The sequence below is a fragment of the Dolichospermum sp. FACHB-1250 genome (genome assembly GCF_014696335.1).
GTDB classification, from domain to species: domain Bacteria; phylum Cyanobacteriota; class Cyanobacteriia; order Cyanobacteriales; family Nostocaceae; genus Dolichospermum; species Dolichospermum planctonicum.
Genome location: NZ_JACJPZ010000002.1, coordinates 1 through 20,087 on the forward strand (window position 1 = coordinate 1; position 20,087 = coordinate 20,087).

Genomic DNA, 20,087 nt, shown 5'->3' on the forward strand with positions numbered 1-20,087 from the left:
CTCTCATTTCTTGCTTTCTGAATAATAAATTTTTTAATCATCTTGAATTCGGACTCCTTAGGAAACTTTACTTTCTCACACCACCCCCCTTTTAATGATATGTATTCTCATTAAGCTTATTTCTCTTTAATTGATCGTTAGTTATTATGTACTACTATCTCTGCTTTTTTGATCTGTGACAGTTCAGGGTGCGGAATGTGGGTTTTAGCAGTAAAAGCAGAAGACTCTAGCTAACAACTGGCAACCAAAAATTAGAATTTCACAAAAATTTCACAAAAATTTAACAATGTCTACAAAAATTTGATAAATTAATACATAATTCGCAACAATTAGGGAAACATTACCTTGAGTTATCATCCAGAAGCAAATGCCCCCCACGGTGGAGAGTTAATTAACCGAGTTGCTTCGGCAGCACAAAGAGAAATATTTCTGGCCAAAGCTGACTTTTTACCCCGTGTGGAACTTGATGAACGAGCAGTTTCTGATTTAGAAATGATTGCTATTGGTGGTTTTAGTCCGTTGACTGGTTTTATGAACCAAGCAGACTACAATCGAGTAGTTACAGAAATGCGGTTAGCTAACGATATTGTTTGGTCAATTCCCATTACATTATCTGTAACCCCAGCAGTGGCAGACCGTTTAGAAATAGGTAATTTGGTGCGTCTGGATAACCCCAGCGGGCAGTTTATTGGGGTGTTGGCATTAACCGAAAAATATGCTTACGACAAACAACGGGAAGCTATTAATGTTTATCGCACTGACGACCGTAAACATCCCGGCGTGCAGGTAGTATATAATCAGGGTTCTATTAACTTGGCTGGTGATATCTGGTTATTACAACGGGACTCTCATCCCCATTTTCCTAGCTACCAAATTGATCCTGCTGCTGCACGGGAAATGTTTAGAAACAAAGGATGGAAAACAATTGTCGGTTTCCAAACTCGTAATCCTATCCACCGGGCCCATGAGTATATTCAAAAGTGCGCTTTAGAGACTGTTGATGGTCTATTCCTACACCCACTGGTAGGAGCAACTAAGGAAGATGATATTGCTGCTGATGTGCGGATGCGTTGTTATGAAATTCTGCTAGAACACTATTATCCCCTAGATAGAGTAATTTTAGCAATTAATCCCGCAGCAATGCGTTATGCAGGTCCGAGAGAAGCAATTTTTCATGCCTTAGTTCGCAAGAATTACGGATGTACACATTTTATTGTCGGACGGGATCATGCTGGTGTAGGTGATTATTACGGCACTTATGACGCTCAGTATATATTCGATGAATTCGCGCCAGAAGAGTTGGGAATTGTGCCAATGAAGTTTGAACACGCTTTTTACTGCACACGCACCAAACAAATGGCTACAACTAAAACCAGCCCCAGCAGACCAGAAGAACGGGTTCATCTGTCTGGAACAAAGGTGCGGGAAATGTTACGTCGGGGTGAATTACCACCACCAGAATTTTCTCGTCCAGAAGTAGCTGCTGAATTAACACGGGCTATGCAAATTTCGCCTGTATTAGTTTAGATTAAGACTAGAAACTTGACTCTATGGACTTCAGCCTTTAAGCTATTACTGACGGGCTGGGGTCTGATGGTTAATTATGAAACGGCGTAAGTTTTTACAAGAAATTAGCTGCGCCTTAGCAGCATTAGGACTAGCACAAGAAGAGTGGTTAAGTTTAGGCAATCCTTATTACCAGGCTTTAGCACAATCCAAATCTCGCAAGTTAGCATTCTTGATAGGTATTAATCAATATTCACAAAGTCCTGCCCTGGCTGGTTGTGTCACTGATGTGGAATTGCAAACAGAACTGTTAATTAATCGCTTTGGTTTTGCAGCAGCAGATATTCTGAATTTAACAGACAAACAAGCAACTAAAGACCTAATTACAGCGGCTTTTGTAGATCATTTGGGTAAGCAAGTCAAACCTGAAGATGTGGTGATTTTCCATTTTTCAGGTTATGGTACTCGCGTGAAGACAAATGATCAAATCCCTGACTTCTTCAAGAATTCGGGGATCTACAGCACGGGAATATTACAAAATGCTATACTTCCCGTTGATGAAAATAATTTAGGAGATGGAAAATCTGTAAACTATTTACTAGAAGAAACTCTCTTACTATTATTGCGATCTCTACCTACAAATCAAGTTACAGCAGTATTTGATACTAGTTACTATCATTCCAGTGAATTAAAATCCACAGGTTTGCAAATTCGTACTCGTCCAGAATTATCATCTCTGACTTTGGCAACGGAAGAATTAGAGTTTTTATCACAACTCAAAAATCAAAAATCACCTATTAATAATGCCCTGATTCTTAAAGCCACTTCAGAACCAAATCAACAAGCAGGAGAATTACTTTTTCCTAGTTGGAGTGCGGGATTATTTACTTATGCGTTAACTCAATATTTGTGGGAAACTACTCCCCAAAAAACAATACAAGTTCTTCTCTCTCATCTGGGTAGTTCTATATATAAGCTAGGTGGTAAACAACAACCAAGCCTATTAAGTGCGCGGAAAAATCCTGAAAATGCTGTAATTGCTGATTATTTCCCGATTGATAACTTTAGGGGTGTAGGTATAGTTAAAGCCACAGAAGATGATGGTAAAACAATCAAATTATGGTTAGGAGGATTACCTCCCCTGGTTCTAGCAAATTATGGCGTAAATTCTCGTTTAACTCTGGAGACTGGAGAAGAGTTAATTATTAAATCCCGAACTGGTTTAATAGCTAAAGCCCAAGTAGATAAAGAAATTATCAAATTAGCACTTGGACAAATAGTACAAGAAGCTGTTCGCGTATTACCCAGAAATATTCATGTGAATATTGCCTTAGATCAGGGTTTAGAAAGAATTGAACGGGTAGATGCTACCAGCGCCTTTTCAGGAATTAGCAATGTGGCTAATATTGTCACCAGCACAGAAACCGCTGATTATGTCTTTGGTAAAGTTTCCCAAATACCCAGCCGTTATGGTGTTTTTTCCCTGGGTGGTGAACTAATTACCAATACCGTAGGGGAAATTGATGAAGCTGTAAAAGTAGCAGTGCAACGATTAACACCAAAATTTTCTACCCTGTTAGCATCAAAATTATGGCAACTTACGGAAAATGAGGGTACTTCCCGTTTACCAGTTAGGGCAACTTTAGAGGTTGTTAATAACATTTTACCTCGTATTCTCATGGTTAGGGAAACCGTAGAAACTGCTAATAGCGATAAAACCTATCCCAGACCCAGTTATTCCCCCACCGCTATTCCCACAATTTCTGTAGGTAGTCTGGTGCAATATAAAATTGAAAATTTGAGCGATCGCCCTGTATACTTGATTCTAGTAGCTTTAAATAATAACCAAAGTGCCTTTGCCTTTTATCCTTGGCAAGTTTTTCCACCAAACAACATTTCTCCTCACAAACCCCAATTAACAGAAATCCTCATTCCTCCGGGCAAAACCGTCAAAATTCCAGATAATCAACCTATACCCGGTTGGTTAGTTCCGACACTTTCTACCTTTTGTCAACACCAAATTATTCTCAGCACAAACCCCTTTAAGGAAACTCTCACAGCCTTAGCCACTGCCAAATATCCTACCACAGATCAACAAGCCATTAGTCCTTTAGTTAATCCTTTAAAAGTTGCCCAAGCTCTATTGCAAGACTTACATCACAGCAGTAAAGTTAAAGATGATATTAACCCTACTACCACTGATGCTTATATTTTAGATGTCAATAATTGGGCAAGTTTAAACTTTAGTTTTCAAGTTGTTTAAGTAGCATTTGCTGGTAATTTGGGTGATCAGTGCCATAAAAATTTTTGGTGATGAATTATAGTTAATACTAAGGATAGTAACTTATCAAAATCAAACCTATGGCTTTAACCGCACAAGAAATAGAAGCATTAATGCCAGATTGCACGGAACTACTCAGCGACGAACCAGAAATGGAAAGCTCCTTACATTATACACAACTATTAATATTAGTAACTTGCTTAGAATGGTTATGGCGCGATCAAGAAGATTTCTTCATTGGTGCAAATCTCAGCATCTACTATAGTCGACAACAGTTAAAAAATCGAGACTTTAGAGGTCCAGACTTTTTCCTAGTCAAAAACACGGAAAAACGTCCCCGTGCTTCCTGGGTAATATGGGAAGAGGACGGTAAATATCCGAATTTGATTATTGAATTACTTTCTGATTCTACAGCCAAAGTAGACAGAGGATTAAAAAAAGAATTGTATCAAACTCGATTTAGGACTCCTGAGTATTTTTGGTTTTCCCCGAATACCTTAGAATTGGTAGGCTGGAGATTAGTAGGAAATGAATACGAAAGTATTAGTCCTTCAGAAAATGGTTGGTATTGGAGTCAGGAATTAGGATTATATTTAGGAGTGCTGGAAAATAGGTTAAGGTATTTTACCGTTGAGGGTAGATTAATACTTACGCCAGAAGAAGCAAATTTAGAAGAAATTAGAAAAGCTGAAGCTGAACGTCAAAAAGCTGAAGCTGAACGTCAAAAAGCTGAAGCTGAACGTCAAAAAGCTGAAGCTGAACGTCAAAAAGCTGAAGCTGAACGTCAAAAAGCTGAAGCTGAACGTCAAAAAGCTGAAGCTGAACGTCAAAAAGCTGAAGCTGAACGTCAAAAAGCTGAAGCTGAACGTCAAAAAGCTGAAACTGAACAGCGAAGGGCTGATGAGGCAGAGATTAAAGTAGCAATTTTAACTCAACGGTTGAAGGAATTAGGTATTGAACCCGATGGTTTATAACTAAGAGTATTCCCATGCAAAAATACCCAATTGTCATGGTAAATGAAGCCCAAGACGAATTAAACAATATAAATTTGTTGCGATTACTAGGCTACACTTACATTCGGTTGTAATATCATTGATTGATTTTAAAACTCTAATGAGGATGCTTGGAAAGTCAAAAAGGATAGAGGTTTTGAAACCCCCATCCCAGTAACAAAAGTTTTTCCTTTTCCCTCTCCTAAAAGGAGAGGGTTAGGGGGAGTTAGGGAGGTTAGGTTTTTTAGGTGTATTTGTGTCTTATAAGACTTTCAAACAAAACATCCTCTCAGGCAAAATATTCCTTACAAATACTTCTCTAACAATAACCGCAGTTTTTCCTTAGTTGCTGTCGGTGCTTTGTCCAGATTCGTTAAAATAGCATACTTTAAAGCTGAATGAGCATCACTAATAGGATAAATCTCGCTTAATCTCCTTACAGTTTCTTGAATTACCCTTTGAGCATTTATCGCGTTTTTATGTAAATTACTAATCACCATTTCCACCGTCACACTATCATGATCAGTATGCCAACAATCATAATCTGTCACCAGTGCCAATGTTGCATAAGCAATTTCCGCTTCCCTAGCTAACTTTGCTTCTGGTAAATTTGTCATACCAATCACTGTAGCATTCCAACTGCGATAAAAATGAGATTCCGCTTGAGTGGAAAAAGCTGGTCCCTCCATACATACGTAAGTACCGCCATGATGTAAGGTAACATCTGGTAGATTTAAAGCAGCGATCGCATCCGCTAAAATACCAGATAACTTTTTACAAATTGGCTCACCAAAAGCGATATGAGCAACAATACCTTCACCAAAAAATGTAGAAATTCGATTTCTGGTTCTATCAATAAACTGATCAGGAATTACCATATCTAGGGGTTTAGCTTCAACCTTCAAAGAACCCACAGCGCTCGCAGATATTAAATATTCTACCCCTAATTGCTTCATAGCGTAAATATTAGCCCGAAATGGCAACTCAGAAGGTAATAGAGTATGATCACGACCATGACGTGCTAGAAAAGCTACCCTTGTCTCCTCTAAAGTTCCGAGAATAATCGCGTCAGACGGAGAACCAAAAGGTGTAGAAATTTCTACCTCCTCCACATCTTTAAGCGCGTCCATTTTGTACAAACCGCTACCACCAATAATTCCAATTCTAGCTACTGTCATATTATCAAACCTGTGATTAATTGGTCTAAAAAGTAATTTTACGGGAAATATTACAACTATTTCCCATCATGGTTAGAAACAATTTATGGGAGTTAAGATATGATGCTTTTTTTCAAAATCCAGAATTCAGTCACTCCCCAATTTTCTCACCATATATACCATTTCCTCCTCCACAAAGGTAGAGATTCATCTGCGTTGATCTGTGTTTATATGCGGTGAATTTCCTATTATTGTACCTGGAAAAGAATGGGAATGTTATAAACACAATCATCTCAACAAATTTCCTACTTAATTATCAATTTAATAAAACAACCTTACCTAAAACAGAACCATTTTCAATTAAAGTATGTGCTTGTGCTGCTTGAGATAAAGGAAAAGTTTGACTAACTTTAATCTTTAACTTACCTTCATCTATCCAATTAGCGCACTGTTGTAAAATATCTCCATGATGTTCTAATGCTTCCACAATTCCTGATAACATTGGTGTCAGCATTAATTCCAAACCAATTCGCAGATTTCTATTTCTAGCCACCTTCCAAACAGTATTAGCTTTAGGTTCGAGAATAGTGACAATATCACCATAAATGCGTACTGCGGGAAAAGACTTTTCAAAAATATCACCACCAACAGTATCAAAAACTAAATCCACACCTGCACCATCAGTCCAGTCTAATACAGAATTGACAAAATCAGTTTCTCGATAAAAAATCACTTGATCAGCGCCAATTTCAGTAACTAAACTAGCCTTTTCTAAAGAACTAACCGTAGTTGCTACCCTTGCACCTTTTAGTTTAGCCAATTGAATAGCTACATGACCAACACCACCAGCCCCAGCATGAATTAATACACTTTCTCCCGGTTCAAGTCTTCCCCGTTCATATAAAGCTTCCCAAGCAGTAATTAAAACCAGGGGTGCGGCTGCTGCTTCCGCAAAAGAAACAGACTTGGGTTTAAAAGCGACAAATCTTTCATCAATAGTAGTATATTCAGCGTAATTTCCCTGATGTGATCCCAAACCACCATAACAAAAATATACTTCATCACCAACCCGAAACCTTTGCACATCAGCACCCACAGCTTCCACTATACCAGCGCCATCACATCCTAAAATAGCCGACTTATGCTCAGGATAAAATGTACCTCGTTGACGTAATTTAGTATCAATAGGGTTAACACCAGCCGCTAAGATACGAACTAGAATTTCTGTATTTGTTGGTACGGGTTGAGGTACTTCCTGTAATTGCAAAACATCCGGCTTACCCGCTGCTGTCATTAATATTGCTTTCATGCTTTTCCCCCCAATGTACTTGTTTAACTCAAATTAAAAATTACAAACAAATGACAAAAATGAATAACCACTAATTCAGAAATCTCTTTATTCCGTTATTCCCTATTCCCACTTCCCACCCCCCTAATTTTTGAGAGACCATCTTTATTAATTAAAGAAATAGGCTACACTCATGTTAGGGGCGAACTCATGGAGTGCGTCACAAGACTTCTTGGAAGATATCCCTATCGCAGGAAGTGGGTTGAAGCCCACTTTTTTTTATTGAATTCTCTCATGACTCATCCTTTAATACCACAAATTATTGATTTGGCGACACCAGTAGCAACAGAATTAGGATTGGAAATTGTTAATGTAGTTTTTCATACAAATCAAAGTCCTCCAATCCTACGGGTAGACATATTTAATCCTCTACAGGACATTGGCCTGGATGATTGTGAAAGGATGAGCCGTGCCTTAGAAGCGTCATTAGATGCGACAGAGATCATACCAGACGCTTATATATTGGAAGTATCTAGTCCTGGTATTTCAAGACAACTGGTAACAGACAGGGAATTTATTTCCTTCAAAGGATTTCCTGTAATTATTTCCACTTCCCCACCCTACGAACAAAAGCAAGAGTGGATAGGTCTATTGATTCGCCGGGACGAAACTACAGTTTACCTTAACCAAAAAGGTCGTGTAGTGGAAATTCCCCGTGACCTCATCACCAGAGTACAAATAGATGAGCGTAGGTAATCAATATTAGATTTTAGACATTGGATGGGAGACCGGGAAAAAGGTAATTGGTGCGGAGTAATTGGTCATGGAGAAACAATTACCCATCACCCATTATCTCATTGTGCTGACTTTACATAAAATTTTAGGAGACTGCGTATGTCAATGGTGACTTTATCGGGATTAAAAGAGCTAATTGAAAGTATTAGCCAAGAACGCAACTTACCGCGTTTAGCTGTACAAGCAGCCATTAGAGAAGCATTACTCAAGGGTTACGAACGTTATCGTCGCGCCCAAAATTTAGAACGTAAACAATTTGATGAGGAGTATTTTAAGAATTTTGAAGTAGAATTAGATATAGAGAGCGAAGGATTTCGTGTTCTTTCTACCAAAAACATTGTTGAAACAGTTAGTAACACAGACCATCAAATTTCCCTAGACGAAGTACAGCAAGTAGCCCCAGAAGCCCAACTGGGAGATTCTGTAGTCTTGGATGTCACCCCAGACCAAGGAGAATTTGGGCGCATGGCCGCCATGCAAACTAAACAAGTATTAGCGCAAAAATTGCGAGATCAACAACGCCAAATGGTGCAAGAAGAGTTTCAAGACTTAGAAGGCACAGTTTTACAAGCTAGAGTCTTACGATTTGAACGCCAATCTGTAGTTTTAGCAGTTAGTAGCGGCTTCGGACAATCAGAAGTAGAAGCAGAATTACCAAAGCGAGAACAGCTACCCAACGATAACTATCGAGCTAATGCTACCTTTAAGGTATATCTAAAAAAAGTTTCCCAAGGACAGCAAAGGGGTCCACAATTGATGGTATCCCGTGCTGATGCCGGTTTAGTCGTTTATTTATTCGCCAACGAAGTCCCAGAAATTGAAGATGAAGTAGTGCGAATTGTCGCCGTAGCCCGAGAAGCCAATCCCCCTTCTCGTTACGTTGGACCTCGGACAAAAATTGCCGTTGATACCCTAGATCGAGATGTAGACCCCGTTGGTGCTTGTATTGGTGCCAGGGGATCAAGAATCCAAGTCGTAGTTAATGAATTACGGGGAGAAAAAATTGATGTCATTCGCTGGTCACCAGACCCAGCCACCTATATTGCCAATGCGTTGAGTCCAGCAAAGGTAGATGAAGTCAGGCTCATGGACCCAGAAAGTCGCCAAACCCACGTTTTAGTAGCAGAAGATCAACTGAGTTTAGCCATTGGCAAAGAAGGGCAAAATGTGCGATTAGCAGCCCGTCTCACTGGTTGGAAAATTGATATTAAAGATCAAGCTAAGTATGATTATGAAGCCGAAAATACTAAATTTGCAGCAGTAAGAGCGCAATATCAATCACAAAATTATGAAGATGAGAGGACAGATAGAGAAGATGAAATCGCAGAAGAATTAGAATCAGAAGAAGATTAACATACCAGGAAAGACAATATCCGGGGAAGATGATTTTTTCTACTGACCACTGACCACTGATGAAACCCAACTATCGGCGTTGTATTAGTTGTCGCCAAGTCAACTTGAAGCAAGAGTTTTGGCGGATTGTCCGCGTCTTTCCATCGGGAAAGGTACAATTAGATCAGGGCATGGGGCGTTCTGCCTACATTTGTCCTCAGGAGACTTGCCTCCAAGTAGCTCAGAAAAAAAATAGATTAGGGAAATCGCTGCGAGGGGCAGTGCCAGATGCAGTGTATCAAACATTGTGGCAACGTCTAAATCACAGCAATCCCCAAGATATTATTTAATGGTGACAACAAAAATTGCGATAATCTCTAAAGAGATGATGACAAAAGCTGAACTATTAGTGATCTAATCCTCACCTTTAGTATCGCTCAAGTTGGTGCCAAAATGGTAAATGGGTGTAAACAGCTTTTTCGATCTCTCTTTCCTGGGAGGCCGCAGGGCATTACTCCCAAAAAGTTTTTCTGGATTGTGTTGTAGAAAACGCATAAAGAAAGCAAAACAAAAAAATCAAAAATGGCAACCTGGTAGCGCCAAAGCGCAGTTGGGCATTAACCATCACCTCCGCGATGATCAATCGCGTCAGGAAAATTAAATGGTGGCAAAGCCAGCATGAAACCGAAACATCTCTCTTTCCTAACTGGAGGCACCGGCAATATCACCAAGGGCAACCGAAAAAACAGTGATCAAAGGGTGGAGATGTCACAAACCAGGCAACCATCCGTTAAAACTGTAAATTAAAGGGGAAAGAGTGGATGAACAACGGCAAAGTTAGAATCTATGACTTATCAAAGGAATTGAATTTGGACAATAAAGAGCTATTAGCAATTTGCGACCAGCTCGACATTGCAGTCAAAAGCCATAGCAGCACGATTTCTGAATCAGAAGCTGAACAAATTCGTACCGCAGCCCAAAAGCTCATTGCCGCCAATTTAGCTGCTAAAAAGGCTGCTAAAAAGGAACAAGGTACAAATGGCCATAGACCAAATTCATTCCCAAACCACAAGAGCACCAATCACAAACAGCAAATTCTGGAAATTCGCAAACCGAAAATATTGAGAAACACCACCACCAACACACCAGATGCTTCAGTAGCGACTGCTGCTGCTGACGCTAATCATCCTTCACCTCCACGGACTTTCGCTACACCAGTGTCACCCATGAAGCCGACGGCACCAACTCGACCAGTACCCAGGAATCAATCTGAAACTCCGCACAAGCCTAATATCACCCCACCGGAACAGGTATCTAATCCTCAACCAGCAGGGGAAAAGGTAACGGCGGAAAAACCAGAAAAAATATCTGTTCCCAGACCGAAACCAGAAAAACCCCAAAAACCCCCATTGGTTTCTCCTCCCGCCAGAGTAGATGGGACAAAACCACCAGAAACACAATCTGTAGGAGTTTCCGAAAAACCCGTCCTCAAACGCGATCGCCAACAACGTGCTGAAGAGAATCCCCATCCGATTCGAGGTAAAGCTAATAAACCTTCATCGGATCAAAGTTCATCCCCAGCACCGTCAAAACCCAGTCGTGCTACTTCAGCCCCGACAAAACCAGAACAGCGAATTGGTAAACCATCAGTGGGTGGTGACAGCCAACGCCCTCGACCAGCACGCTCCAGTGAACCAGTGGCCGCCATGCCCATTGCCACTCCACCCCGGCATAATGTGGGAGGGGGGAAGAAGGAAGTATTAGATAATACACTAATAGTTCCCGATATCCTGGATTTAAAACGTCCCACACCTCCACGTCTAAACAAAGGTGGGAAAAAATGGCAAGAAGAAGAAATCATTGACGAAATCAAAGAAAAGGCTAAGATTGGACCAAAGGGCAAACGGGTCAAACCAGTCTTAGAAGATGATTTACTCGATGAAGAGGATTTACTTGATGAAGGTCTGGGTGAAATTTCCGCAGCAGTCCAAGTCAGTCTTTCCATTGCCCGTCCTCCCAAACCTAAAGGGACTCGCCCCGGTGCGCCAACGGTAGCGGTTGTAGCTGCTCCCACCACTAGAGGTAAAAAATCTAGTTATTCCCGCGAGCAACATCGTCGTCAAGAAATTGTAGAACAAAAACCAGACCGTCCAGCCACACTGGCTGTCACCGGTCCATTAACAGTCCAAGAATTGGCGGATGCCTTGGTAATTGCCGATACAGAGATTGTCAAAATCCTGTTTATGAAAGGCATGGCCGTCAGTATCACCCAAAACCTGGATATTCCGACTATTACCCTAGTAGCCAAAGAACTAGAGGTAGAAGTCGAAATCGTGGAACGGGAGGCCGAAGCTCGCAAGATCACAGAAATGATTGACGTGGAAGACTTGGATCACCTGATTCGTCGTCCTCCAGTGGTCACCATTATGGGTCACGTAGACCACGGTAAAACCACCCTCCTCGACTCTATTCGCAAAACTAAAGTTGCGGCTGGAGAAGCTGGCGGTATTACCCAACATATCGGCGCGTATCATGTTGATATAGTACATGAAGGCAAACCACAGCAGATTGTCTTCCTAGATACTCCCGGACACGAAGCCTTCACAGCTATGCGTGCCAGAGGTGCTAGGGTGACAGATATAGCCGTTTTGGTCGTCGCTGCTGATGACGGTGTTCGTCCCCAAACCATCGAAGCTATTAGCCACGCTAAAGCCGCAGATGTTCCCATTGTTGTCGCTATCAACAAGATTGATAAAGAAGGCGCACAACCAGAGCGAGTTAAACAAGAACTGACTAATTACGGTCTCACCGCTGAAGACTGGGGTGGTGAAACTATTATGGTTCCCGTCAGTGCTATCAGGGGCGAAAACCTCGATACTCTCCTAGAAATGATTATGCTGGTATCGGAAGTGGCCGAACTATCCGCTAATCCAGATCGGGCTGCTAAGGGAACAGTCATTGAGGCTCATTTGGATAAAGCTAAGGGTGCTGTTGCTACCTTGCTGATTCAAAATGGTACTCTCCACGTTGGGGATATGCTTGTAGCTGGTTCGGCCTTTGGTAAAGTCCGCGCCATGGTTAATGATCGAGGCCGGCGTGTAGACGTTGCTAGTCCATCCTTTGCTGTCGAAGTATTGGGTTTAAGTGATGTCCCCGCTGCTGGTGATGATTTCGAGGTCTATGAAAACGAGAAAGAAGCTCGTTCTATAGCAAGCGATCGCGCGGACAAACAAAGACAATCCCGCTTGTTGCAAGGTCGTGTCACTCTCACAACCCTGTCAGCACAAGCACAAGAAGGCGAGTTGAAAGAACTCAACTTGATCCTCAAGGGCGACGTGCAAGGTTCTGTGGAAGCCATTATTGGCTCTCTACGCCAAATTCCTCAAAACGAAGTCCAAATTCGGATGCTCCTGGCTACGGCTGGAGAAATCACCGAAACAGACATAGACTTAGCTGCGGCTAGTAACGCTGTCATTATTGGCTTTAATACCACTTACGCCAGTGGTGCTAGACAAGCAGCGGATGAAGCAGGTGTAGATGTTCGAGAATATAACATCATCTATAAACTCTTGGAAGACATCCAAGGGGCTTTAGAAGGTCTCCTCGAACCAGAATTGGTGGAAGAACCCTTGGGACAAACAGAAGTCCGTGCTGTCTTCCCCGTTGGCCGGGGTGCAGTTGCCGGTTGTTATGTTCAATCTGGTAAACTGGTTCGCAACTGTAAAGTGCGCGTCCGTCGTCATAATAAGGTGGTTTATGAAGGTGTTCTCGATTCCCTCAAACGGATGAAAGAAGATGCCCGCGAGGTCAACGCAGGTTATGAATGTGGTATCGGCATTGATAAGTTCCATGACTGGGTGGAAAATGACATCATTGAAGCCTATCAAATGGTAACTAAACGTCGTACCCTAACCATGACGAAATAGTTCCGTGATCAGAACGTTGAGTGCTGAGTTGATGAGTGTTGAATTAAGATTATTTAGAGTTCAACACTCAAATAAGATAAACTCAGCACTCCGTAATTCACGACTAATAACGTTGATCAAAATTCTCTTTTTCATGAAAAACAAGTTTTTTGCAAATTTTTGACAGCAAATTCCGCTTTTAGTGATTAACGAGACAGAATTTATAGGGGTAAAACCATTATTTTAGGAAAAGTTTAAGCAAAATTTGATAATTTTAGGTCTGGGTGACTAGATTTACGTCTTTCCCCTTGAGTTTGCAATAAATAGACATCTAAAATCCCAAATCTCAAATTTTCTGGGAAGTGAAAAATCAGGAATGAGAAATTATGACTCAATTTCCAACTTCTAGCGATTACGCGCATCAACAGGACAACAAAGGCTATGGCAGTAGTGAGCCTAGAGATATCCAATTATCTGCTAACAAACTACTCTGGCAGGAACTAAAATATGTTATATCTGGTAGTTCCGGTTTTAAACGGTGGCAACTAGAATGTAATGCTCAATTACAAAGTTTACGCCTAGATCAACAAGTGCAAATGTATTTACGAGAGACTTTAGACACTTTAGCTTATTAATCATTTGGCCAATACTTACCACCTGCTTTTAGCAGAAGACTTGAGGATAAGAAATCTTATCCTCAATTTTTATGTATATCAGGGAACAAGAAAGAGCAGATCAGAGTCAAAAACCGCAGAAACTGAACTATTCAAATATTTTTACCCCCAAAAATTTTCAGTTTCCGGCTTAAAACCCACCCCAAAATTCAACAACAAATTCAACAACAAATTCAACAACAAATTCAACAACAAATTCAACAACGGAGGTTCTGTCCAATAACGGTAATTGAAAGGTTCAGTTACGTGTTTTTTTTAATCATAATTTTAGTTAAAAAATTGCCAATCATCGGGTATAGTTTGTCTTATGTTGTTACAGAATTCAATCTGTCACCTGAGACTCTTGTGAAAGTACCATCATTAAACACACAATTCAGTAAGAAAATGAAAAATCAGGGTTTCCATATTTCTAGTTTATCCTTGCAAGCCAGCCTTACAGCTTTGTTATTAATTGCTGGTAGTTCTACTCTGGTATCTAATCAGGTTAAGGCTAGTGCTACCCCAATTTTAACAGCCCAAGCCTCAGCCACAGCCACCATAATTTACGTTAACTCAGCTACAGGACAAGATACCGCTGGTGCTGGAACCGTAGCAGCACCTTATAAAACAATTACCTTTGCCCTCTCCAAGGCTCAACCAGGAACAGTAGTTCAAGTCGCCCCTGGTACTTATAGTAAAGATACTGGGGAAACATTTCCCCTAGTCCTTAACTCAGGCGTGACACTTCAAGGTGATGAGGGTAACAAAGGTCAAGGTATCTTAATTAGTGGTGGTGGTGTTTACACCAGTCGCACCTGGGCAAAACAGGATATTACACTGTTAGCTAACGATAATAGTATTATTACAGGTTTAACTTTTACCAATTCTAATTCACGCGGGACTGCTGTATGGGTAGAATCAAGTAACCCTGTGATCAAAAATAGTACCTTTACTAACAGCAATAGAGATGGTATTTATCTTACTGGTACTGCTAATCCCCAAATTGAAAGTAACATCTTTTTGAAAAACGGGGGTCAGGGCATTTCCGTAACTAAATCGGCACAAGGTTCGATTCGTGGCAACTTATTTCAGAATACTGGTTTCGGTGTAGCAATTGGTGGTAGTTCCACACCTTTATTAGAGGCTAATAACATCACTCAAAATAAGAGTGGTTTGTATATTTCGGAAACAGCAAAACCCATACTCCGTAAAAACGCAATTCGCAATAATACACAGGATGGTATAGTCGCTACCATTAATGCTGCCCCTGACCTCGGTACTAGCAGCAATCCTGGTGGTAATCTCATCCGTGATAACGCTCGTTATGATCTGAACAATTCCACTAGGGGCAAGATTACGGCAATTGGCAACGATATTAACCAGAAGAAGATCTCCGGTCCTGTTGATTTTATTGCTGCTACAGTGACTGCACCTCCTGATGGTAATACTGCTTTTAAAGATGTGCAAACAGGTTATTGGGCAAAAGCTTACATTGAAGCTTTAGCTTCTCAAGGTATTATCGCTGGTTTTCCAGATCGCAGTTTCAAACCCAATGAACCCGTAACTCGCGCGCAATTCGCTGCCATTATCAACAAAGCCTTTAAACCCTCAGCAACTCGCAAAGCCATTACCTTTAAAGATGTAAAAAGTAATTATTGGGGTTATGGTGCTATTCAAGCCGCTTCTAGTAGTCCATTCCTGAGCGGCTATCCTGACTTAACCTTTAAACCAGAACAACAAATTCCCAGAGTCCAGGCAATAGTGGCCTTAGCTAACGGTTTGGGTTTAACTGCCAGTGATCAGAATGCAATCAAATTCTACACTGATGCTGGTCAAATTCCCAGTTATGCAGCAGGTCCTGTGGCCGCAGCAACTTCACGGCAATTAGTCATTAACTATCCAAACGTGAAAGAGCTTGCTCCTAAGCGTCAAGCAACTAGAGCCGATATTGCGGCATTTGTCTATCAAGCTTTGGTTAGTGCTGGTCGTGTTCAACCTATTGCTTCTCAATATCTTGTAACTACTAAGTAGTTAGCAACAGGGCAGAGGAGAAATATGATCTTCTCTTCTCCCTCTTGTCTGTTATTTATCCCCTCTATTTTCCCATTTCCACAGAAACACCATTAGCCCAATTACTCCCATCTGGATTGCAAAATTAGGCAATGCTCGTTCAATATCGCGCCCTGCTAGGAGTTGGAAAAAGAAGACAAAGGCACCAATAAAACCCGAAGCACCCACGCTGATATAGATAAATTGCCTTAACCCCCGATAGGGTGCGGCTACTTCCGCTTTTAAACGTTCATATTGTTGCGGTTTGAGATTATTTGGAGAATTTGGTTCTATCATCAATAAATTATGTTATAATGTTTGACTGTGTAGGCCGATGTGGCTCAGGGGTAGAGCAACTGATTCGTAATCAGTAGGTCGTGGGTTCAAATCCCATCATCGGCTTTAAGTGTACATTCGCAGATTATATTATATGTTGCGGTTCGCAAATTAATGTCGCGGTTGCTGTTTTTTGCAGTCAATGTTTATTCCCCATAGTAACCGAAAACTGCTATTGTCAAACAAAGGAAAATATTTTTTTGTGGATGTTACAACTTGACAACACGTTCTCATTATTGGCAACTTTTACCCTATATCCGCACCCAATGGCCAACTATTATTAAGGGTTTTGTGGGCATTTTAGGCTATGTGCTGGCAACATTAACCCTAATTAATGTCGCAGGGAAGTTAGCAGTTCCCTTTGGTAATGGTAATGTATTAGCGATCGCTCAATTAGCCGCAATCAGTGCTGCTATTTTTCTGGTCAGGGGCTTTTTTCAGTCCGTGCAAGACTTATACATGGCCAAGGCCGCTTTAAGGGTAGCTTTTGATCTCCGACAACAGGTTTATACCCATTTACAAAAACTCAATCTCAGCTTTTTTGAAACTGCTAAAGCTGGAGATTTATCTTATCGTCTCACGGAGGATATTGACCGGGTTGGAGAAGTAATTAATAAGCTTTTCCATGATTTTACTCCCTGTGCTTTACAGTTAATTGCTATTCCCATTTACATGATTTATTTAAACTGGCAACTGACTTTAGCCACGGTAATTGTTGCCCCAATTATGGGAATTTTAATTGGTTGGTTTGGGGAACGTTTACGAAAATATTCCCTCAAAAGTCAAAGTCGTATTTCTGATTTATCTGCTATTTTAACAGAGGTTTTTAGCGGTATTCGCTTAATTCAAGCTTTTGCAGCGGAAAAATACGAAATTGATAGGTTTAGTTTTGAAGCAGAACGCAGTTTTAAAGCTAAATATTCTGTAGAAAGATTAAAGGCTATTCAAATTCCCATTGTCGGGTTTTTAGAAGCTGTCAGTGCCTTATCTTTATTAATGGTAGGAACTTGGCAAATATCTCAACGTAATTTAACCGTCGGTGAATTTTTTAGTTATTTAACAGCAGCAGCTTTGTTAATTGACCCAATTGGACATACTACTAATAATTATAATGAATTTAAACAAGGTGAGGCATCAATTGATCGGGTTTTTGAGTTATTAGCAATTCAACCAACGGTATTAGAAAAACCTGATGCTATTAATTTACCTGCTGTTAATGGTAAAGTCGAATATTCCAATATTACTTTTGCCTATCAATCGGGAGAAACGGTTTTAAAAAATATTAGCTTATTAATAATGCCCGGTCAGGCTGTTGCTTTAGTTGGTGCTTCCGGTGCTGGTAAAACTACTTTTGTGAACCTGTTACCTCGATTTTATGATGCGGAATTTGGAGAGATTTTTATAGATGATATCAATATCCGAAATGTGACTTTAAATAGTTTAAGAAAACAAATTGGCATCGTTCCCCAAGAAACAATTATGTTTTCGGGAACTATTGCCCAAAATATCGCCTTTGGACAGAATGATTTTGATATTCAAGCTGTTGAAAAAGCCGCAAAAATCGCCAATGCTCATCAATTTATTCAGCAATTACCGGCAGGTTATCATACTTGGGTGGGAGAGCGAGGTGTGAATTTATCAGGGGGACAAAGACAAAGAATAGCTATTGCTCGCGCAGTCCTGCTTAACCCGCAAATTTTGATACTTGATGAAGCTACGTCTGCTTTAGATTCTGAGTCAGAAGCTTTGGTACAAGAAGCTTTAGAGAGATTGATGAAAAACCGCACTGTATTAATTATTGCTCATAAATTGTCAACTGTCAGAAAATGCGATCGCATTTTAGTATTAGAGAAAGGACAAATTGTCGAATCAGGAAATCATCAGCAATTGTTAGAATTAGCAGGGAAATATGCGCGGTACTATGCTCAACAGTTTTCCTAAAGTTACTCACTGCATGAAATGATAAGGTTACATTATACATTATCAATAATACTTTTAATATTCAAATCTAGCTGCAATTCTATGTAACATTTTCTTAACAATTAATTGAGAATTATTTTTATTTAGCAACGAGCTTGCAATACTTTCCGCGATTTGCTAGAATTATTGAGAATTTCATAATTGGGTTGCTATTATCAATTTTGTACCCTGCTCAAAAGATGATCTTTAAAAGTCTTTATTTACAGTCGTTTCAGAGATCAATTTTCAAAAAAATACAAAACTTTACAAATTAGCAGTAGTTTTCAAGGGTAAATTGGGGAAAAATTATTCAACAAATAATGTACTTTGACTGATAGTACAAATATACTATTGACAAATAGAGTAACTTATGGTATGTAGGGTGTGTTAGCGACAGCGTAACGCACCATGTTATCAAATAAATCGTTTAAATTTTCTAATGTGCGGTTATTAATAATTGAATCGTGATCATATCGCATCAATCATAAGGATGATGTAGAGACATTTCATGAAACATCTCTACAATGTGGTTTCCCTAAAGGATACCAGTATTGTAGGTTGGGTTGAGAAACGAAACCCAACAACCCTGACTATCACACCGCTAATATTGGGTTTGAAACTGTTTCACTTCATGCCCCTCAGGATCTTGCTACAACCCAACCTCCAAAAATTACAGAACTTACGCAACTGGCACATTGGTAGAGTGTGTCAGATATCAACAATCTGTTTATTTGCAGGATTTACAGCAGTTCCCGATATTATGAAGTACAGATATTAATAATCAAACTCTTGTGGTGCGGGCATCTTGCCCGCACAAGGTGTACCTCACTCAAAGCTACTTGCTGTATGCAATAGCAAAGCACCCTACAACACAAGTATCGGGTAGATAAGCCATGATTAAAATTCTATTTCTTTAGCTGGTAATAGTTCATCTCAATAAGATTCAAAGATAATATTTTCTGCTATACCTTAATGCTGTATAATTATTTCTGGACAAGCAGTAGGTTTAGTTTGTAAGAAGGTCTTGGGGTGTTTCAGAAAGTTATATTTTACCGTTTTTATAGATTCCTTGAATGGTTTGCAACATAGATTTTTTTCATGATTACATTGCCAAATAGTCATCGGCATTTCTAACATTTTTCATAAAGCTTGTTTTAATTTATGGATTTTTTGTAAAATATCTTTGCGTAGTTCACATAAGCCGAACCACTCAAAAAAATCCATTTCATCTCCTAAATTTCCTGAGTTAAATTGTTCTAAAAATTGTTCAGAAGCGAGTTGATATTTTTTCTCAAATTTATCTATATCTAAATTATAAATAGCGAGTTTTTGACCATAACGGGTTAAAATTACATTTAAAAGTTGTCCAATAATTCTATCTAATTCTGTGTTGTCGCTACAGTTTTCACTCAACAATTCTAATTTTTCCAATGTATTCATAATTATATATGCCCTTAGTGAATTTTTTCTTGATTATACACTATTTCAGGCAATAAATACCATATAGCGGTTATCGGTCGGATGCAATGGCGGGTTTGTTAGCCTTTCGCTCAAGCCTCTAGCTCAAGCCTCTCGCTCACCATCATGAAATAATATGATAAGCTTGAATTATATACAGCAGTTTTCATCTATTTAAACCAGATTTTGATTACCTTCTCCCTTTGCGCCTTCCTTACTTTGCGCCTACCCTTCGGGATCTCTAAGAGAGATTGCGCGAAACAAAAACCGTGGTTCATTTACCTGAAATTCGCTGTAAAATCAATAATACTTTTGATATTTATAACTTTTAGCAGCCCTTAGATTTTCTTAATAATTAATTAAGAATCTTTTCTAT

At 39.9% G+C, this 20,087-nt stretch carries 14 protein-coding genes and 1 tRNA gene; 11 read left to right on the plus strand and 4 right to left on the minus strand.

Annotated features, from left to right (window positions below):
* The first annotated feature begins 345 nt into the window (after positions 1-345).
* The 3 genes from sat (at position 346) to H6F39_RS21030 (ending at position 4,761) form a co-directional block, all read left to right on the plus strand.
* Entirely contained in the window at positions 346-1,527 is a 1,182-nt protein-coding gene (gene sat, locus H6F39_RS00710) for a sulfate adenylyltransferase (RefSeq protein WP_137906629.1), read from the plus strand.
* Positions 1,528-1,603: 76 nt separating this feature from the next.
* Complete coding sequence (locus H6F39_RS00715; protein ID WP_137906630.1) at positions 1,604-3,769, plus strand: caspase family protein; 2,166 nt, start codon at positions 1,604-1,606, stop codon at positions 3,767-3,769.
* Between the two features lie 98 nt (positions 3,770-3,867).
* Positions 3,868-4,761: a Uma2 family endonuclease gene (locus H6F39_RS21030; RefSeq protein ID WP_190396044.1), complete on the plus strand. Its 894-nt coding sequence runs from the start codon at positions 3,868-3,870 to the stop codon at positions 4,759-4,761.
* Positions 4,762-5,084: 323 nt separating this feature from the next.
* Here the strand turns inward: H6F39_RS21030 and H6F39_RS00725 are convergent, their stop codons facing one another.
* The gene (locus H6F39_RS00725; protein ID WP_190396045.1) at positions 5,085-5,957 is read right to left on the minus strand and encodes an S-methyl-5'-thioadenosine phosphorylase; all 873 of its coding nucleotides are present in this window, start codon (positions 5,955-5,957) and stop codon (positions 5,085-5,087) included.
* Between the two features lie 295 nt (positions 5,958-6,252).
* Positions 6,253-7,245: a zinc-dependent alcohol dehydrogenase family protein gene (locus H6F39_RS00730; RefSeq protein ID WP_137906633.1), complete on the minus strand. Its 993-nt coding sequence runs from the start codon at positions 7,243-7,245 to the stop codon at positions 6,253-6,255.
* A 273-nt stretch (positions 7,246-7,518) separates the two neighbouring features.
* Between H6F39_RS00730 and rimP the strand changes: the two genes are divergently transcribed.
* The 6 genes from rimP to H6F39_RS00760 all read left to right on the plus strand — a co-directional run bounded on the left by rimP (position 7,519) and on the right by H6F39_RS00760 (position 15,940).
* Positions 7,519-7,980 (plus strand): ribosome maturation factor RimP, encoded by a 462-nt coding sequence (gene rimP, locus H6F39_RS00735; RefSeq protein WP_137906634.1) that lies wholly within the window; start codon positions 7,519-7,521, stop codon positions 7,978-7,980.
* 138 nt (positions 7,981-8,118) lie between these two features.
* Entirely contained in the window at positions 8,119-9,372 is a 1,254-nt protein-coding gene (gene nusA / locus H6F39_RS00740) for a transcription termination factor NusA (protein ID WP_190372765.1), read from the plus strand.
* Between the two features lie 59 nt (positions 9,373-9,431).
* Positions 9,432-9,701, plus strand: a complete 270-nt coding sequence (locus H6F39_RS00745) for a YlxR family protein (RefSeq protein ID WP_137906635.1) — start codon at positions 9,432-9,434, stop codon at positions 9,699-9,701.
* A gap of 471 nt (positions 9,702-10,172) precedes the next feature.
* Positions 10,173-13,277 carry a translation initiation factor IF-2 gene (gene infB / locus H6F39_RS00750; protein WP_137906636.1) on the plus strand — a complete coding sequence of 1,035 codons (3,105 nt, stop codon included), beginning with the start codon at positions 10,173-10,175 and terminating at the stop codon, positions 13,275-13,277.
* A 365-nt stretch (positions 13,278-13,642) separates the two neighbouring features.
* Positions 13,643-13,891, plus strand: a complete 249-nt coding sequence (locus H6F39_RS00755) for a hypothetical protein (protein WP_137906637.1) — start codon at positions 13,643-13,645, stop codon at positions 13,889-13,891.
* A 423-nt stretch (positions 13,892-14,314) separates the two neighbouring features.
* The gene (locus tag H6F39_RS00760; RefSeq protein ID WP_190396046.1) at positions 14,315-15,940 is read left to right on the plus strand and encodes a DUF1565 domain-containing protein; all 1,626 of its coding nucleotides are present in this window, start codon (positions 14,315-14,317) and stop codon (positions 15,938-15,940) included.
* A gap of 51 nt (positions 15,941-15,991) precedes the next feature.
* Here H6F39_RS00760 and H6F39_RS00765 read toward each other — a convergent pair whose 3' ends face one another.
* Complete coding sequence (locus tag H6F39_RS00765) at positions 15,992-16,255, minus strand: DUF3493 domain-containing protein (protein ID WP_137906639.1); 264 nt, start codon at positions 16,253-16,255, stop codon at positions 15,992-15,994.
* 33 nt (positions 16,256-16,288) lie between these two features.
* Between H6F39_RS00765 and H6F39_RS00770 the strand changes: the two genes are divergently transcribed.
* Positions 16,289-16,360 (plus strand) — tRNA-Thr (locus H6F39_RS00770).
* Between the two features lie 150 nt (positions 16,361-16,510).
* The gene (locus tag H6F39_RS00775; protein ID WP_137906640.1) at positions 16,511-18,235 is read left to right on the plus strand and encodes an ABC transporter ATP-binding protein; all 1,725 of its coding nucleotides are present in this window, start codon (positions 16,511-16,513) and stop codon (positions 18,233-18,235) included.
* 1,158 nt (positions 18,236-19,393) lie between these two features.
* Here H6F39_RS00775 and H6F39_RS00780 read toward each other — a convergent pair.
* Entirely contained in the window at positions 19,394-19,693 is a 300-nt protein-coding gene (locus H6F39_RS00780) for a hypothetical protein (RefSeq protein WP_190396047.1), read from the minus strand.
* Between the last annotated feature and the right edge of the window lie 394 nt (positions 19,694-20,087).